Origin of the sequence: Modestobacter marinus (assembly GCF_019799945.1) — a bacterium.
Lineage (GTDB): Bacteria > Actinomycetota > Actinomycetes > Mycobacteriales > Geodermatophilaceae > Modestobacter > Modestobacter marinus_B.
The window spans coordinates 17314-33351 of the sequence record NZ_JABGCH010000042.1 but is presented as its reverse complement, the minus strand read 5'-3'; the positions used below and the strand labels follow the sequence as shown (position 1 = coordinate 33351).

11 protein-coding genes and 1 pseudogene are annotated in these 16038 nt (G+C 72.2%); 6 read left to right on the top strand and 6 right to left on the bottom strand.

Going from position 1 to position 16038, the window contains the following annotated elements:
• Positions 1-66: 66 nt before the first annotated feature.
• Positions 67-232: pseudogene (locus tag HK417_RS27320) on the bottom strand (transposase); the annotation flags it as partial.
• Positions 233-720: 488 nt separating this feature from the next.
• On the opposite strand from HK417_RS27320, the gene HK417_RS22555 reads away from it, so the two are divergent.
• The gene (locus HK417_RS22555) at positions 721-2283 is read left to right on the top strand and encodes a peroxidase family protein (RefSeq protein WP_222272283.1); all 1563 of its coding nucleotides are present in this window, start codon (positions 721-723) and stop codon (positions 2281-2283) included.
• Between the two features lie 329 nt (positions 2284-2612).
• Positions 2613-3710: a catalase family protein gene (locus tag HK417_RS22550; RefSeq protein ID WP_222272281.1), complete on the top strand. Its 1098-nt coding sequence runs from the start codon at positions 2613-2615 to the stop codon at positions 3708-3710.
• Positions 3711-3897: 187 nt separating this feature from the next.
• Here HK417_RS22550 and HK417_RS22545 read toward each other — a convergent pair whose 3' ends face one another.
• Entirely contained in the window at positions 3898-4167 is a 270-nt protein-coding gene (locus tag HK417_RS22545; RefSeq protein ID WP_222272280.1) for a hypothetical protein, read from the bottom strand.
• Positions 4168-4364: 197 nt separating this feature from the next.
• On the opposite strand from HK417_RS22545, the gene HK417_RS22540 reads away from it, so the two are divergent.
• The 3 genes from HK417_RS22540 to HK417_RS22530 all read left to right on the top strand — a co-directional run bounded on the left by HK417_RS22540 (position 4365) and on the right by HK417_RS22530 (position 9277).
• Positions 4365-7421: a BTAD domain-containing putative transcriptional regulator gene (locus HK417_RS22540; protein ID WP_222272279.1), complete on the top strand. Its 3057-nt coding sequence runs from the start codon at positions 4365-4367 to the stop codon at positions 7419-7421.
• A 124-nt stretch (positions 7422-7545) separates the two neighbouring features.
• Positions 7546-8136: an RNA polymerase sigma factor gene (locus HK417_RS22535; RefSeq protein ID WP_222272277.1), complete on the top strand. Its 591-nt coding sequence runs from the start codon at positions 7546-7548 to the stop codon at positions 8134-8136.
• Positions 8137-8833: 697 nt separating this feature from the next.
• Positions 8834-9277: a VOC family protein gene (locus HK417_RS22530; protein WP_222272275.1), complete on the top strand. Its 444-nt coding sequence runs from the start codon at positions 8834-8836 to the stop codon at positions 9275-9277.
• Positions 9278-9490: 213 nt separating this feature from the next.
• Here the strand turns inward: HK417_RS22530 and HK417_RS22525 are convergent, their stop codons facing one another.
• From HK417_RS22525 to HK417_RS22515, 3 genes are all read right to left on the bottom strand, one after another.
• Positions 9491-9889, bottom strand: coding sequence for a hypothetical protein (locus HK417_RS22525; protein WP_222272268.1), 399 nt, complete (start codon positions 9887-9889; stop codon positions 9491-9493).
• Positions 9890-10126: 237 nt separating this feature from the next.
• Positions 10127-10279: a hypothetical protein gene (locus HK417_RS22520; protein ID WP_222272267.1), complete on the bottom strand. Its 153-nt coding sequence runs from the start codon at positions 10277-10279 to the stop codon at positions 10127-10129.
• Between the two features lie 106 nt (positions 10280-10385).
• Positions 10386-11231: an SDR family NAD(P)-dependent oxidoreductase gene (locus HK417_RS22515; protein WP_222272266.1), complete on the bottom strand. Its 846-nt coding sequence runs from the start codon at positions 11229-11231 to the stop codon at positions 10386-10388.
• A 731-nt stretch (positions 11232-11962) separates the two neighbouring features.
• Between HK417_RS22515 and HK417_RS22510 the strand changes: the two genes are divergently transcribed.
• Positions 11963-14734 (top strand): helix-turn-helix transcriptional regulator, encoded by a 2772-nt coding sequence (locus HK417_RS22510; RefSeq protein ID WP_308123779.1) that lies wholly within the window; start codon positions 11963-11965, stop codon positions 14732-14734.
• A 100-nt stretch (positions 14735-14834) separates the two neighbouring features.
• Here HK417_RS22510 and HK417_RS22505 read toward each other — a convergent pair whose 3' ends face one another.
• A complete protein-coding gene (locus tag HK417_RS22505; protein WP_308123778.1) occupies positions 14835-15782 on the bottom strand; it encodes a redoxin domain-containing protein in 948 nt (315 codons plus the stop codon).
• Between the last annotated feature and the right edge of the window lie 256 nt (positions 15783-16038).

Sequence of the window (16038 nt, the reverse complement as noted above, 5' to 3'; positions counted from 1 at the left end):
CTCGCCTCACTGCCGGGTCCCCAGGCCGCCGCCAACAACACGCCGACAAGTTGATTCTTTACAGGCCCAGTGCACTCGGCAGCGCTGCCAGGCCGAGCGGAGCAGGACCGCACTGATGGCGGCCTTCAGCCCGGTGTGCGCGTTGGAGATGACCAACTGGATGCCGGCCAGCCGCGGACCTTGAGCGTGGCAGGAACGCGGTCCAGAAGGCGCCGTCCTGCAAATCGCCGACAGGAGGGCTAGCCCGAATCTTTCATAAGCATGATCATCTGGCGCGTCATGGGCTGGCCGCTCTGTGATCCGTCCACCGCCGTGATGACTCGGTGACGTCCAGGTGATGGGGCGGTGACGTCCCCTCGGCAGCCTCGCCACATGCCAAACGCTGGCGGGCATGCGTCCGGCCTCCGTAGTGCGTGGCGGGGACATGACCTGTCTCGACCAGTTCGACGCCCCGGACGGTCAGTCTCGGGCTCAGGGTGGCCCGGGGTCGAACTGATTGCGCAGCGCCATTTAGCGTCCCATCTTCGCCGAACTGCGGAACGGTCGGCGAATCCTGCGCATACGGGTCTGCACGCTTTTCGCGCGTTACGACGACGCCCGGAAGGTCATGTCCCGGCCGCGGGACTTCTCGGTGCGCCTCGAACGCTCGGAGCGTTGCGTCCTCGGGCTCGGGGCCCCCAAGGCCGAGGCGCCACGAGAGCTGGATAGGGAGTTGGCCAAGTGAGGAGCACGATCCGCGACGGAAGGGCCAATCGGCTGGAGTTTCTTGCCACGACCAGCCTGCCGTGGCTGTGGAAGGCGGCCCAGCGTCAGCCGCATGTCGAGCGGCTCGTCAACCGGGCCCTCATCGACCGGGCCCTGTCGAAGGTTCCTCCGCGCCCGCATCCCTGGAGCACGAGGACGGACTACACGTGCTGGGCCTCGTTGACCGACCCGACCTACGACGCGCGGCACCTACCCCCGCCGGAGCCGATGGCCCCGGCGCCGGACGTGGACGACGTCCTCGCCCTGTTCGACCGCGGGAACGCGGAAACCACTGTGTGCCCGAAGTCGACCCTCCTCTTCCCCTACTTCGCCCAGTGGTTCACCGACGGATTCCTGCGGAGCGACCGCTCCGAGCCACGCGACCCTCGCCGCAACGAGTCCAACCATGAGATCGATCTCATGCAGCTCTACGGGCTCACCGAGGCCGACACGAGCGCGCTGCGGTCCTTCCGTGACGGCCGGCTGAAGAGCCAGCACCTCAGCGGTGAGGAGTACCCGCCGTACCTGTGCCGGGACGGGGTGGTCAAGCCCGAGTTCTCCCGGCTGCGCGTCGTCCGCTTCAATCAGCTGTCCGACGACGTGCGGAACCGGCTGTTCGCGATGGGAAGCGACACGTCGAACTTCCAGTTGGGGTTCGTCTTGATGAACGTGCTTTTCCTCCGGGAGCACAACCGGGTCGCCGGACTCCTGCAGTCCCGCTACCCCTCCTGGAGCGATGACCGGCTGTTCGAGACCACCCGCAACATCCTCATCGCAGTGCTGGTCAAAATTGTCATCGAGGAGTACATCAACCACATCGCGCCGCATCGCTTCCAGTTCCGCTTCGACCCAAGCGGGCTGACCGGCCGAGAGCGCTGGTACCGAACGAATCGGATGGCGGTCGAGTTCAACCTGCTCTACCGCTGGCACAGCGCGGTGCCCTCACGGATCACCGTCGCCGGGCGACCGCAGCCGATGCTCGAGACTTTGTGGCCCGGGGGCCGCATCGCTGAGCGCGGTCTCGGGCCGCACTTCGACGAGGCCTCGCGCCAGCCGGCCGGGCGCATCGGTCTGTTCAACACAGACCGGAACCTGCTCGAGGTCGAGCGGCAGAGCATCTTGCAGGCGCGCGCGGTGCGGCTCACCAGCTACAACGACTACCGCGCCTTGTGCGGCTTCCCGCGCGTCACCGATTTCGACCAGATCTCGGGGGACCCGCGCGTGCAGCAAGCACTCAGCGACGTGTACAGCGACGTCGACCGCATCGAGTTCTACGTGGGCCTTTTCGCCGAGGACCGCCGGCCCAATTCGGTCCTGCCGTCGCTGATCGGCCGGCTGGTCGGAGTCGACGCGTTCTCACAGGCACTGACCAACCCCCTGCTGGCCCCGCGCGTCTTCACCGCCGAGACCTTCACCCAGACGGGCCTCGACGTCATCGAGGAGACCACCTCGCTCGCCGACCTCGTAGCCCGCAACGTGCCGGCCGGCTCCCCGAGCTACACGGTCACGATGCGCCGCGCAGGCTGGCGACGGGAATGAGTCGCCGATCGCCCTGCAGGCAGCCATGACCTGGACACGTTCGACCATGTGGACTTCGCTCTCGCAGAGCTCGACCCCCACGACGGTCCCGGGCGCTCGTTCACCGAGGGGACCATCGTCAAGGGGCACTGCGAGCGCGGAGGGACGCCGATCGTCACCAATGCGGTGGCTGAAATGCTCCAGTTCACGCATTCCGGAAGCGGCTGAAGCGTGAGCCCGTCCAGGATGTCCAGCTGAGCTACACCCCGCGGGGGGCGCCTACTACTTCATGCTCAACGTTCCGCCATCCGCTGGCTCAGCGGCCGACAGCGACACTCCGGGAGGCAACCGTGACCACATCACACCTCTACGTTCGCTACCGGGTGGACCTCGAGCGACCGTTTCCCAACGAGGAGGAACTCGTCCGGCAGATCGTCGGGGCGATGGAGAGGGCCAACCGCCAGGTCGCCGCCAAGCACAGGCACGGCCTGCGTGACGCGCACGCCAAGAGCCACGGCATCCTCGCCGGCGAGTTGCGCATCGAGCCGGATCTGCCCGAGCACCTCGCCCAGGGTCTGTTCGCAGCCCCCCACAGCTATCCGGTTATCGTGCGCTTCTCCACCTCGCCCGGTGACCTCCGCTCCGACCAGGTTCCCGTCCAACGCGGACTGGCTATCAAGGTGATCGGAGTGAACGGTCCCCGGGCCATCGAGGATGGCGCCACCACGCAGGACATCCTCCTGGTCAACCACCCGACGCTCCCCTTCGGCACGATCGGCGAGTACGCCGAGCTGCAGAAACTGCTCGAGCGGCAGCCCCGCCAGAGCGACCTGCGGCAGCGGCTCACCAGGCTGGGCGCCCGCGTCGCCGCCCGGGTGCTCGCCTGCCTCGGGCGCCCGCGCCCGCCGGTCCTCGAGCTGCTGGCCACGGCCAACCACCACATCCTCGGGGAGACCTTCCACTCGATGGCGGCCCTGCGCTACGGCGACCACGTCGCCAAGATCTCGGCCGCGCCGCGGTCCGAGGACCTGCGCGCGCTCATCGGCAGACCCGTGGACACGCGCGCCGGGGACTCGGCGCTGCGTGACCTGGTCACGAACTTCTTCACCCGCCACAGCGCCGAGTACGAACTGCGCGCACAACTGTGCGTCGACGTCGACCGAATGCCGATCGAGGACGCCTCGGTGCTCTGGCCGGAGGAGTTGTCACCGCACCATCGGGTCGCGGTCCTGCACCTGCCGGCCCAGGACCCGTACAGCGACGCCCGTCGCCGCTACGCCGACGACGTCCTGTCGTTCAGTCCGTGGCACACGCTGGAGGCCCACCGACCCCTGGGCTCCATCATGCGTTCGCGTCGCGTGGCGTACCCACGGTCCAGCGGCTTCCGGCACACGGTGAACGGCGTCCAGGAGCGGGAACCGTCGAGCATCGACGAGCTCCCGGCTTGACGGCGCTCGCCCCAGACGGCCCTAGTCCGAGCAGTAAACGGCACTTCGGAGCGGGGCTCGACCCGCGCCTGCATCTGCGGCGACTTCGCCCGGGCTCCGGACGTGGCGCATGAGCTTCCGACCGGCTCAGGGAGCTGCTGCCGGCTCACCCGCCCTTCGGTCGCCGTTGATCCGCTCCGGTGAGCGGTCAGCTAGTGGCCGGACCCAGGGCGGTCGAGGCTCCGGGCGCCGGCCCGAGGTGCCGGGTGAGGTCCCGCAACGTGACGACCACGTCGAGCCAGCAGAACGCGGCCCGCCCCGCGGCGACGACGTCCTCCAGGGAGAGCTCGGCGGGCTGGTCGTCCGGCGCGGCGGACGTCGGCGCCTCCGCACAATCGGCCTCCGGGTCGTCCAGCACCCCGGTCAGGAGCGTCATCAGCTGGCCGTCGTCCCACTGGTACCCGTCGTTGTCGTCCACGACCGCCTCCCTCCGGCACCCGACCGCACACCGGGCAGACCGCAGAACGCCAGGTCTGGGTCCCGACGAGGTCCGTACTACACAGAGGCGCGGGCCACCCCTCCTGATACACCGGCCTGCGTGGAACCTCGCTAGCGGCGCGTCAGCGGTGACGAATGCGGGTGTGCCGACGGTCACGCGGTGCATAGAGTCGGTCTATGAGCCGGGCGCTCAGGTACACACCGCCGCTCGCCAGCCGGGATCTGATCGTGCGGCCCCGGCTCCTGGACGCGCTGCGGAGCCGCTTCGAGCGCCCCCTCACCGCGGTGGTGGCACCCGCCGGCTTCGGCAAGACCACGCTGCTGGGTCAGGCGGTGAGCGAGAACGCGCTCTCCCCCTTGGGGGAGGACCGCTGGCTGACCTGTCAGCAGGACGACACGACGCTCTCGGTCCTGGCCTCCGGTGCGTTCGCCGCGGTCGGCCTCTCGGCCCCGGTGCCGGAGGACCCGCGGCAGGCTGCGGTCGCGGTTGCCGAGGCGCTGTGGAGTGCGGCCCCTCGCCAGGTGGCGCTGATCCTCGACGACGTCCAACTGGTCACCCGGGGATCGCCGGCCGGTGAGTTCCTCGGCCACCTGATCGAGGAGCTGCCGCGCAACGGGCACCTCGTCCTCGCCTCCCGTCCGCCGCTGCCGCTGTCGGTCTCCCGACTCGTGGCCACCGGGGATGCAGTGGTCCTGCGGGAGGGCGACCTGCAGTTCCGTGAGGACGAGGTCGCCGCGTTCGCCGAGTCCCGCGGTGTCCCACCGGAGCTGCTCAGCGACGTCGGGGGCTGGCCGGCCCTGGCGGAGCTGACGGCCACTGCGGGCCCGTTCGCCGTCAGCGGGTACGTCTGGGAGGAGCTGCTGGCCCAGCTGTCGCCGGAGCGCCGCCACGCACTCGCGCTGCTCGTCGCCGTGGGCGGGGCGGACGAGGAGATCGCCGCCGCACTGCTCGGCCGGGACGTGGACCTCCGGTCCCTGCTGGACGGGCTGCCCCTGGTCGTGCGCTCCCGCTCCGGGTGGTGGTCGTTGCACGGGCTGTGGGCAGCGGCCCTCCAGCACCACCTCGACTCCGGGCAGGTGGCGGAGGCGCGGCGGACCGCGGCCGCCATCCTGCGTGGCCGCGGGCAGTACCAGGAGGCGATGGGGCTGCTGCTGGACGCCCAGGCGTGGGGGGACGTCCGCCGGCTGGTCGTGGAAGTGTGCGAGTGCTGCACCGCGCTGGTGCCGACCGACGTCCTCGAGTCGTGGCTGCGCCGGTTTCCGCTCGAGGTGCGGCAGAGCCCCGAGGGGCTGTTGCTTGCTGCCATGGCGGCGGAGCCGACCAGCCCGGGCGCGGCCGAGGAGCTCCTGGTGCAGGCGCTCGCCGGCGCGCACGGGAACCCCGACCTGCGCTACGCGTGTCTCAACGCGCTCGTGCAACTGGCGTTCTGGTGCAAGGACCGGCAGCGGATGCGGTTCCTGCTGCAGGAGCTGGAAGAGCTGGCTGCGGAGGGGCATCCCGGAGCCTCGGCGTTCGTCGCGCTGGTCCGTGGCGGGGAGGCGCGCTCCACCGATGAGGTGCGATCCGCGCTGGCGAACCCGAGTCTGATGTCGCGGACGGCGCTCAACTCCGTACAGCACCCCGTCCAGCAGTGGCTGCACGCCCATCTCGTCCTGTTGAGGCTGGGCGACGCCTCGACCGGCGAGGTGCTCGCCCGACGGGCGCTGTCCCACCCGGCGACCACGATGCACGGCGTCTCGCGGGGCCTCCTCCTCGAGTCCTTCCGGCTTCGGGGACGCCTGGAGGAGGCGGAGCGCCTGCTGCCGTACCTGCTCGGCGACATGCAGCCGGACAAGGTCCTCACGTCCCCCGATCTGGTGCCCTGTGCGGTCTCCGTGCTCGACGTCCTGGGGCGGCACGGGGAGGCAGCCGAGCTCCTCGGGAGGTACCGGCCCGTCCTCAGCGCCTCCCCGGTCGCCTGGGCACCCCACGCCCGGGCGCTGGCAGAGGCCTTCCACGCTTTGTCGGGGGGCGCCGAGCACCAGGCAGCGGCTGCACTGCGGTCGATCGTCCCGTCGCACGGTGGGCGCCTCTCGGGTGCGCTGCGGGTCTCCCCGGTCGCGCTGCCGCTGCTCTACGTGCTCCTGCCGGAGCTTCGGGAACGCTGGGACGCCGACCCGCCGCCCGGCGCCCTCGCCACCCTGCACGCCGGGGGTCGCGCCCTCGTCCAGCTGCGCGAGCACGGGTCGACGGCTGCGGCCGGCGCCCTCCCACCCACCGCCTGGCCGGTCCTGCGCGCCCTCCTGCCGGTGCCGTGGGTGGCCGAGCTGGCCCTGGGGATGGTGGCAGCCGGTCAGGATCGTGCCCGCGCCCTGGTCGAGGACCTCGGCCCCGCCGCCCGGGCGACCCTGCGCGCCCAGGCCGCGACGGCACCCCCGACCCTCGCGGCCACCGCCCGCTCGCTGCTGCGCGCGATCCCGGCGGTGCCGAACGCGCGGTTGCACCTGCGCGTCCTCGGCCCGCTCGAGCTACGCCGCGACGGCGTGGTCGTCGCCGCGCCGGAGCTGCGCAGGGAGCGGGTGCGTCAGCTCCTCGGTTACTTGCTCCTCCACGACCGGCCGACCCGGACCGCCATCACGTCGGAGCTGTGGCCCGACCTCGACGACGCGGCGGCCGGCCGGAACCTGCGCGTCACCCTCACCTACCTGCAGAACCTCCTCGAGCCCGACCGCGGCGAGCTGGATCCGCCGTACTTCCTGCGCAGTGCCGGCCCGGTGCTGCACCTGGTGACCGACGGCGCGCTGGAGATCGACGTGCTGCAGTTCGAGCGGGCTCTGGACGAGGCCGCCCGGCTGGAGCGTCAGGGCGCGCCCTCGGCTGCACTCCCTGCCTACCTGCGGGCGGCGGAGCTGTGGGGCGGGGACCTCCTCGCCGACGTGACCGGTGCCAGCTGGCTGGATTGGGAGCGGGAGCGCCTGCGGAGCCGGTTCGTCTCCAGCGCCGTCCGGGCCGGCAACCTGCTGCTGGCGCGGGGGGACACCATGACGGCCCGGACCCTCGCCGAGCGTGCCCTGCGGGCCGACGACTGCTCGGAAGACGCCTACCAGCTCCTCGTCGCCGGGCACCTCGCGGGCGGCGACCTCGTCGACGCGCACCGCACCCTGCGTCGCTGCCTGCAGATGCTCCGCGAGTTAGGGGTGCCGCCCCAGCCGCGGACCCGCGCGCTCTCGCAGCGGCTGGCTCCTCCCCGTTGAGGCCTGCCGTCTGCTTCGCCTTGGTCTGACCAGCGTCTTCGTCCGGCTGGCGCTCCGCTAGCGCGGCCTCCCGAACCTCTGCCGTGTCGGCGCGGTGCGCCGAGCGGACGAGAGGAACAGGGACATGGAGCCTGCCGAGGTCACCGTCTTGATCCACCGTGCTGCCGAGGGCGATGCGGCGGCCTGGAACGCGATCGTCGACGAGTACTCCGGTCTGCTGTGGTCGGTCGTCCGCGGGTTCCGCTTCAACGAGGCGCAGGCCGCGGACGCGGTGCAGACGACGTGGCTGAGGCTGGTCGAGCACGTCGCCGACCTCAGGGAGCCCGAGCACGTGGCGGGGTGGTTGAGGACGACCGCCCACCGGGTGTGCCTGCAGGTCGTCCGTCGGGGCGGCCGTGAACAGCTGATCGACTGGGAGGAGGACCGCGGGCCTGTGAGCGGCATCCGCTACGACGGTCCTGACGAGGACGGCCCCGAGGCGGCCGCGCTGCGACAGGAGCACCACGTGCTGGTCCGTCGCGCGCTGGCCGAGCTCCCCGACCGGCACCTGCAGCTGTTGGAACTGCTGGTCGCGTCCCCTCCGATCAGCTACCAGGACATCAGCGCCCGCTTGGGCATGCCGGTCGGCAGCATCGGTCCGACGCGTGCCCGGATCCTCGCTCGCCTGCGGGAAGCGCTGGCAACGGTCGGGCTGCACGACCTCGTCCTGGGGTGAACGCGGGGGTGTCCTCCGCCCAGGGCGCGGGAGCACGTCGGTTCACGGGGGCCGACGTCGTCCCCGCCGGTGCGGGCACTCAGCCGGGCGGCGACGTGACGCAGCAGTCCATCACCCACCTCGTGGCCCGGGGAGTCCGTCGGTCAGGTCGTCGTGCCGGCGGTGGGGACATCGCCACCAGGGACCCGACCAGTGGGGGTCCCGGGCGCTGAGTTCGGTCTCACGCAGGACCGTGGAGGTCGGCCGTTGTCCAACCACCCTCAACCCGACGAGGCCCACATGTGGTCCCCCGACGACCTGCAGCGCCTGCACGCCCTCTCGGAGCTCATCACCCAGTGGACGGCCCGCTCCGCCCACCGGCGTGAAGGCCAACTGCCGACACCTGGTCGGAGCGCCCGGCGAGCACGGGATGCGCGGGAGTCGTCGGACGGTGAGCCGAGGCCGACGCTGCTCCCCGGCTGACCACGGGTCCCCTCTTCACTGGACGGAACCCGCCTCTCGGAGGGATTTTCGGGCTGACGGGATAGAACTCTGCCCCTCGACCCGGAGCGAGCGCGGCGGTCCCCGGCTCCTCCTGGCACCGCAGGCCAGGTGTCGAACCAGTGGGTCCCCCTGGGCCGCGTCACGGCCGACGTGCGGCACGGTGGTCGGATCGGCACCGGCTCCAGTGCCCGATCACCTGGACCAGGAGGTTCCCGTGGACCTGAAGCTCGAGGTCGTCATCCTGCCGGTCTCCAACGTCGACCGCGCCAAGGAGTTCTACAAGGGCCTGGGGTGGCGCGAGGACGCCGACATCGTCGGTGGCGCCGACTTCCGAATCGTGCAGCTGACGCCACCCGGGTCGGGGTGCTCGATCAGCTTCGGCATCGGCGTCACCCGGATGGCCCCCGGCACGCAGCAGGGACTCCTGCTGGTCACGGACGACATCGAGGCCGCCCGCGCAGAGCTCGTGGATCGCGGCGCCGCGGTGAGCGAGGTCTTCCACGGCCCGGCGGGACGGTTCCACCCCGACGACCCGAGTCTCCGTCAGCCGGGGCGGGATCCCGGAGGCCAGAGCTACCAGTCGCACGCGGTGTTCAGCGATCCGGACGGCAACGGCTGGGTGCTGCAGGAGATCACGCAACGCCTGCCCGGCCGCTGACGTCCGGTGCCGCGACGGCCGAGGCGACCACCTCGGACCTCCGAAGCCGGCGTCACCGGGCGTCTGCGCAGGGCCGGTCGCGGCTGCCTACTGCACAGCGGCGATGTTGGTACCCCAGAGCTTCCGCTGAGCGACCTCACCGTCCTCGGAGAAGCGCAGACGACCCACGTGGATGGCCGGAGTCGGCTCATCGCCCGGGCACGCGCCGGCGCGCTAGGTCATCGCGAAGGGATGGGTGAACTCCGTCGTGGAGCCGTTGACGAGGAGGGCGTAGCCCTCCGGCGCGGTCGCCGGCGAGCCCAGGGTGTCGACGATCCACACGGTCGTCGCCGGGACGCTGCACGGCTGCAGGCTCAAGGGCTCGTCCTCGTACGCGGTCTCGGCCAAGCCCACGCACAGCCCGCTGGCGACGCCCGAGGGCGTGTACTCGAGCTGCGCCGCTCGCAGGTCGCCGTAGTGCCGGATCACCGCGGCGGAGACCATGCCCTGCGCGTGGAAGTCGGAGACCAGGCCCCCGTGGGGCGTCAGGTCCTGGGCCCTGTCCGAGCTGCTGACCCGGCGCAGGACCATGTGCTGTCCGACCTCCCCCACCCCGTCCAGGACCGCCTCCACGAACCGCGGTGCGTCATGCGTGCCGAACCGAGCGCTGTGGTCCGCGCCCTGGTCTGCGCGCCTGCCAGTGGGTCGACCCGGCTCGATGGCGTGCTCGCCAGCTGTGATGCAGCAGGAGCCACGCCCTGGGCGCCGAGGGCCTGGGCCGCTCGGCGGGACGGCGGGAAGGCGCTGGGGACCGTGACAAGCGGTGCGCTCCCACGGACAGTCCACGGATCGCGACGGATCAACTCCTCGTCAGGAGGAGGCCCGCCGGTGGGCGTGCACGTCGCACACCACCTGCCCGCGGGCGCCGTGGGCCGCGGCGATCACGCCACGGTAGAAGTCCGGGTCAGCGACGGCGAAGACCCTGACCCGGCCGGCCGCCGGTCGGGCGCGCCGGCGCGGCACCAGAGCGGACTCGAGCCCGGAGTTCTCGCCGGTGTAGCGGGTGGCCGCCAGTCGGGCCGTCTGGGGCTCCAGCCGTGCGGCACCGCGAGCTCCTCGCGGACCGGCATCAGGCGGCAGGGACGCGGTCGACCGCCTCGGCCGTCGGTGCCCAGGCGTCGAGTTCCTCGAGCTGGCCCCGCAGGGCGGCACGGATCGACCGGACTGCGAAGCTCCCGGTGACCAGGCGCAGGGGTGGGCGGTCGGCATCGACCGCGGTCAGGATCGCTGCCGCGACGCGGTCGGGGTCGTCGAAGGCCTCCGGCGGCAACTCGGCGCTCGCCTTCTGGACGACGCGGACCGTCCCGTCGTAGTCGTCGATCGTGCCCGCCACGTCGAGACGGGAGACGAACGCCGTCGCGGTCGGCCCCGGCTCCACGAGGGTCACCTTGATGCCGAGGGGCTGGAGTTCCCCGACGAGGGCGTCGGTGAGGCCCTCCACGGCGTACTTGGTGGCAGACAGCAGGCCGACGCCCGGATGAGCCACCCGGCCGTAGTACGACGAGCCCTGGAGGACGTGCCCGCTGCGCTGTGCGCGCAGCACCGGCAGCGTCGCCCGGAGTACGTTGAGCACGCCGAACACGTTGGTGTCGAAGACCGCGCGCGCCTGGTCGTCGGTGGACTCCTCGACCGCTCCGAAGAGCCCGTAGCCGGCGTTGTTGGCCACGACGTCGATGCGGCCGAAGGCCTCGACGGCTCGGGAGACGGCGCCGTGGACCTCCGCCGCGCTGCGGACGTCGACGGGTAGCGCCAGCACCCGAGGACCGTGCTCGTCGACGAGGGTGCTGAGGGGCGCGACGTCGCGAGCCACCGCCACGATGTCGTCCCCGCGAGCGGCTGCGGCACGGGCGAGGGCCAGGCCGATGCCCGACGAGGCGCCGGTGATGAACCAGGTGGGAGGGATGCCCTTGGTCATGGCCGTCAGCGTCCCGGGTGCCGGGCGGCCGCCGCGCCCGTGGATGACCCTGGTCCGGCCCTGGCACCGCACCTGGGCGTCCCGCCGGCCGCACGGGGCCCTCTTCGACCGGCCAGGCGCCGTGCGGCCTCCGCGGTGTCCTCGACGGACGTCGCGGCATCCGTCGAATGACGCATGTGCATCCGTCGGACGACCCGACATCACGGCACCCGGACGTCACGGGCTGAGCCTTCACGGACCGCTGCTCCGCGGCCTGAACTGTCCGCGACCCAGTCGTCACCCTGCAGTGGCCACCGCCCGGTGCGCCGCACGGCCGACCGCGCGGAGACCCAACCGGCACCAGGGCCAGCGCGGACCCCGCCCACTCGCTGTCGGCATCGGCGTCACCAGGACAGGCCCGACCAGTGGCCCCCGCCGTGCGGGTCGTGGTGCGCGTCCCGCGGCCAGTCCGATGACGCATGACCGCCGTCATGCCATCGCCCTAGCGTGACCCACCTCTGGGCAGGTCCTCACCCATCGACGCAGCACCACCGGGCCGCACGTCTGAGGTCCCGTGAGGAGGAGTCCCGATGAAGGCAGTACTGTCCCGCGACCCGGGAGGGGCCAGGACCCCGGCCCCGTCGCTGCCCGCTGCCGGTGTCGCGGGCGACCGGGACACGCCCACCGGTCCGGTCGCACGGGGCCGGCGACCGTCCGACCGTGCGGTCGCTCGGGCGTCAGGAGGTGCGCGCGTGTCCGGTGACCGCTCGTGGCCCGGGCTCCTGGGACGGCGGAGCGAGTGCGAACGGTTGAGCGGAGTGGTGGCGGACGCCAAGGCGGGCCGCAGTCAGGTCCTGGTCCTGCGCGGCGAGGCCGGGATCGGCAAGAGCGCCTTGCTCGACCACCTGCTCGAGCGCGCGACCGGGTGCCGGGTGGCCTACGCGGCGGGTTCGGAGTGGGAGATGGAGCTCCCCTTCGCCGGCCTGCACCAGCTGTGCATGCCGTACCTGGATCTGCTCGACGAGTTGCCCAGGCCGCAGGAGGAGGCGCTCGGCACGGCATTCGGCCTGCGCTCGGGGAGCGCCCCCGACCGCTTCCTGGTGGGCCTGGCCGTGCTCACCCTGCTCTCCGAGGTGGCCGAGGAACGACCACTGGTCTGCGTCGTGGACGACGCCCAGTGGCTGGACCACGCCTCGGCGCAGACGCTGGAGTTCGTCGCGCGCCGACTCGCGGCCGAGCCCGTGGCCATGGTCTTCGCCGTCCGCGAGTCGGAGCAGGAGCACGTGTTCGGTGGCTTCCCCGAGCTGGTCGTACGCGGGCTGCGCACCGCTGATGCGGAAGCGCTCCTCCGGGTGACCGCGCCCGGCGCCCTCGACCCTCGGGTACGGGACCGCATCCTCGCGGAGAGCCACGGCAACCCGCTGGCTCTCCGCGAGCTGCCCAGGGCGTTCTCGACGGCGGAGCTTGCGTTCGGGGGCGACACCGGCATCCCGGCCACACCCCTGGCCCACCGCCTCGAACACGCGTTCCTGCGCCAGGTGCAGCCGCTGTCAGCGCACGAACGGCTCTTGTTGTTGACCGCGGCCGCCGAACCGGTCGGTGACGTGGCGCTGCTGTGGCGGGCGGTGGAGCGGCTCGGCATGGGCGCCCAGGTCGCGACGGCGGTCGAGGCGGCCGGTCTGGTCGAACTGGGTGACCGGGTCCGGTTCCGTCATCCACTGCTCCGTTCCACGCTGTACCGCGCCGCGACGCCGGCGGAGCGGCGCAGGGTCCACCGAGCTCTCGCGGACGTCACCGACCCGGACGAGGACCCCGACCGTCGCGCCTGGCATCGCGCCCGCGCCGCCGTCGGGACGGACGAGGCCGTCGCCACGGAACTCGAGCGTTCGGCCGGGCGGGCCCTCTCCCGTGGCGGGTTCGCCTCCGCGGCCGCGTTCCTGGAGCGCTCCGTCGAACTGACCGCCGAGCCGGGTCGACGAGCACGCCGGGCACTGGTTGCGGCACACACCACGAGCCTGGCGGGGGACCCCGAGCGGGCTCGGGAGCTGTTGGCGGTGGCTCGGGTCGGGCCGCTGGACGACCTGGACGAGGCGCGCGCCGAGCTGCTGCACGCGCAGATAACCTTCGCCTCGACCCGAGGTCGGGACGCACCCCGGCTCCTCCTGTCGGCCGCCAAGCGGCTGGAGCCGCTGGACGCGACGCTGGCGCAGGCCACGTGCCTGGACGCGTTCTCCGCAGCGGTCGCAGCCGGGCGGGAGGCCCGCGGTGGCGGCCTCCGCGACGTGGCCGCCGCCGTCCGGGCCGCCGACTGGGGACGGTCCCCCACCCGGTTGCCCCGGTCCTGCGCGCTCCTCCTGGACGGTCTGGCCGTGATGACCGGCCAGGGCCACGCCGCCGGTGTCCCGATCCTGAGGGAGTCACTGGCCGCCTTCCGCGCCGAGGCGATGTCCGACTACGACGCGCTGCGCTGGCTGTGGCTGGCCTGCCGGGTCGCCCGCGCCCTGTTCGACGACGCGAGCTGGGACCAGCTGTCGAGCTGCCAGGTGCAGCTGGCACGTCGGACCGGCGCGCTGTCGCTCCTCCCGATGGCGCTGACCGAACGGTCCGGCATGCAGCTCGTCGCCGGGAACGTCGCACTGGCCACCTCCCTGGTCGGCGAGGCGATCGCCGTCACCGAGGCGACCGGCAGCCGCATCACCCCCTGCTGTGCCGTCACGCTCGCCACCTGGCGAGGCCGGGAGGGCGAGGCCCGGGGCCTGGTCGAAGCGGGCCGGCGCGACGTCGCGCTCCGCGGTGAGGGATCGTGGCTGGTCTCCACCGACTGGACGATGTCGTTGCTGCTCATCGGGCTCGGCCGGTACGAGGAGGCGTTGGCGGCTGCGGAGCAGGCGGTCGAGCGCTCCGACGGGCCCGAACTGTGGACCTGGGTGTGGCCGGAAGTCATCGAGGCAGCGGTCCGCAGCGGCCACCCGGAGCGCGCGGCCTCCCCCCTACGACAGCTGACCGAGTTCGCCGAGGCCAGTGGGACGGACTGGGCGCTGGGGGTGGCAGCCTGCTGCCAGGCTCTGCTCAGCGACCGTGGAGCCGCCGAGGCCCACTACCGCGAAGGCGTCCTCCGGCTCGGCCGGACGCGGATCCGGGTGGCACTGGCCCGCGCCCACCTGCTGTTCGGTGAGTGGCTGCGTCGTCAGGGGCGGCGGACGGACGCCCGGGAACAGCTGCGCGCCGCCCACCGGCTGTTCGTCGACATGGGCCTGGAACCCTTCGCCGAGCGCGCCCGTCAGGAGCTGGACGCCAGCGGCGAGACGACGCGTCGACGGGTCCTCGGGACCCCGGAGGAGCTCACCGCGCAGGAGGCTCAGATCGCCCGGCTCGCCGGCGAACGCCTCACCAACCCGGAGATCGGCACCCAGCTGTTCCTCAGTCCCCGCACCGTGGAGTGGCACCTGCGCAAGGTCTTCACCAAGCTCGGCGTCGGCTCGCGGCGGGAGCTCGTCGCGGCGATGGCGCGCAACCGACCCTGATCCTCCTGCAGGTGGTCCCGTCGAACCGGCGCGCCGTCGTCCGGCACGCATCGCGCCTCTTCCTGTGGCCCTCACCGGCGAGCGGCCGAACGTGGACCGGCTAACCGAACGTGAAGGAGTACGCGTGGGCGCCCGGCTCGGAGAACTCGACCTGCACCGTCCGATCGTGGACTGCGCCCTGCTGGCGGACCAACTGGTACAGGCGGCCTTCCCGGAGAGTCCCGTTCCCGTCCTCGTCCACGTCGACGCCGTGTGAGCGGCCCGGGGCGGCGCCGTCCACGCGCACCAGGAACGGGATCGGATCCCGCGCGCCGGGCGACAGCACGAGATGCGCGTCGCGCGCGTGGAAGCGACATGCGACGCTGCCGCCGGCCGCGCCCAGCACGACGTCCTCGGGGCCGATCGTCCACTCCCCGTGGAGGGCCCAGTGACCGGCACGCAGGCGTTCCGGGAGGTGATAGGCGCGCCGGCGGTCGATCTCCGCGTCACCCGGTGACGCGAAGTGCCCACCGCGCGCGTAGCCGAGATACGTCTCGGGTGTGTGCAGGTTGCCCCAGTCCGCCGCCGCCTCGACGCCGGTCCCCTCGACCGCGGACAGCGGCCACTGGACGCCGAGCAACCGCTGGAGGAGACGCTCCGACTCCTCGTAGCGTCCCTCTCCGAAGTGCTGGTCGCGGATGAGGCCCTCGGCGTCGACGAAGTACAGCGCCGGCCAGTAGTGGTTGTCGAAGGCACTCCAGATGCGATGGTCGTTGTCGATCGCGACCGGGTAGTCGATCGCCCGGTCCGCCGTCGCCCGGCGTACACCGTCGATCGGGTGCTCGAACGAGAACTCCGGGGTGTGGACGCCCATGACCACCAACCCCTGGGACCGGTACGCCTGCGACCACGCCCGCAGGTAGGGCTCCTGACGGAGCCAGTTGATGCACGTCAACGTCCAGAAGTTGACGACGACGGCGTGGCCGCGCAGCTCGGCCGGGCCGAGGGGCTCGGAGTTGAGCCACGCGGTGGCACCGGCGAGCGGGGGCATGTGCAGTCGGCTGAACACGGTCCGCTAGCCCTTCGGCCGGGCGTCGTCGGGCCCGGCGAACGAACTGCGCATGTCGGTCTCCTCCCGCGACACCCGACGCGTGCGAAGCAGTGACGGCACGATTTGGGCTGCCCCGGCGGGAGAGGGCACCAGTGGAAGGCCCTGGCGTGTCCCCTGGGCGGCCCCGTCCCTGGCTACGCCAGCAGGGTCGGTCCTCGGTTGCCCGCCGGTCACGGGGTGGTGGAGCGACGGACTGTCGCCGGCCCGTGGACTA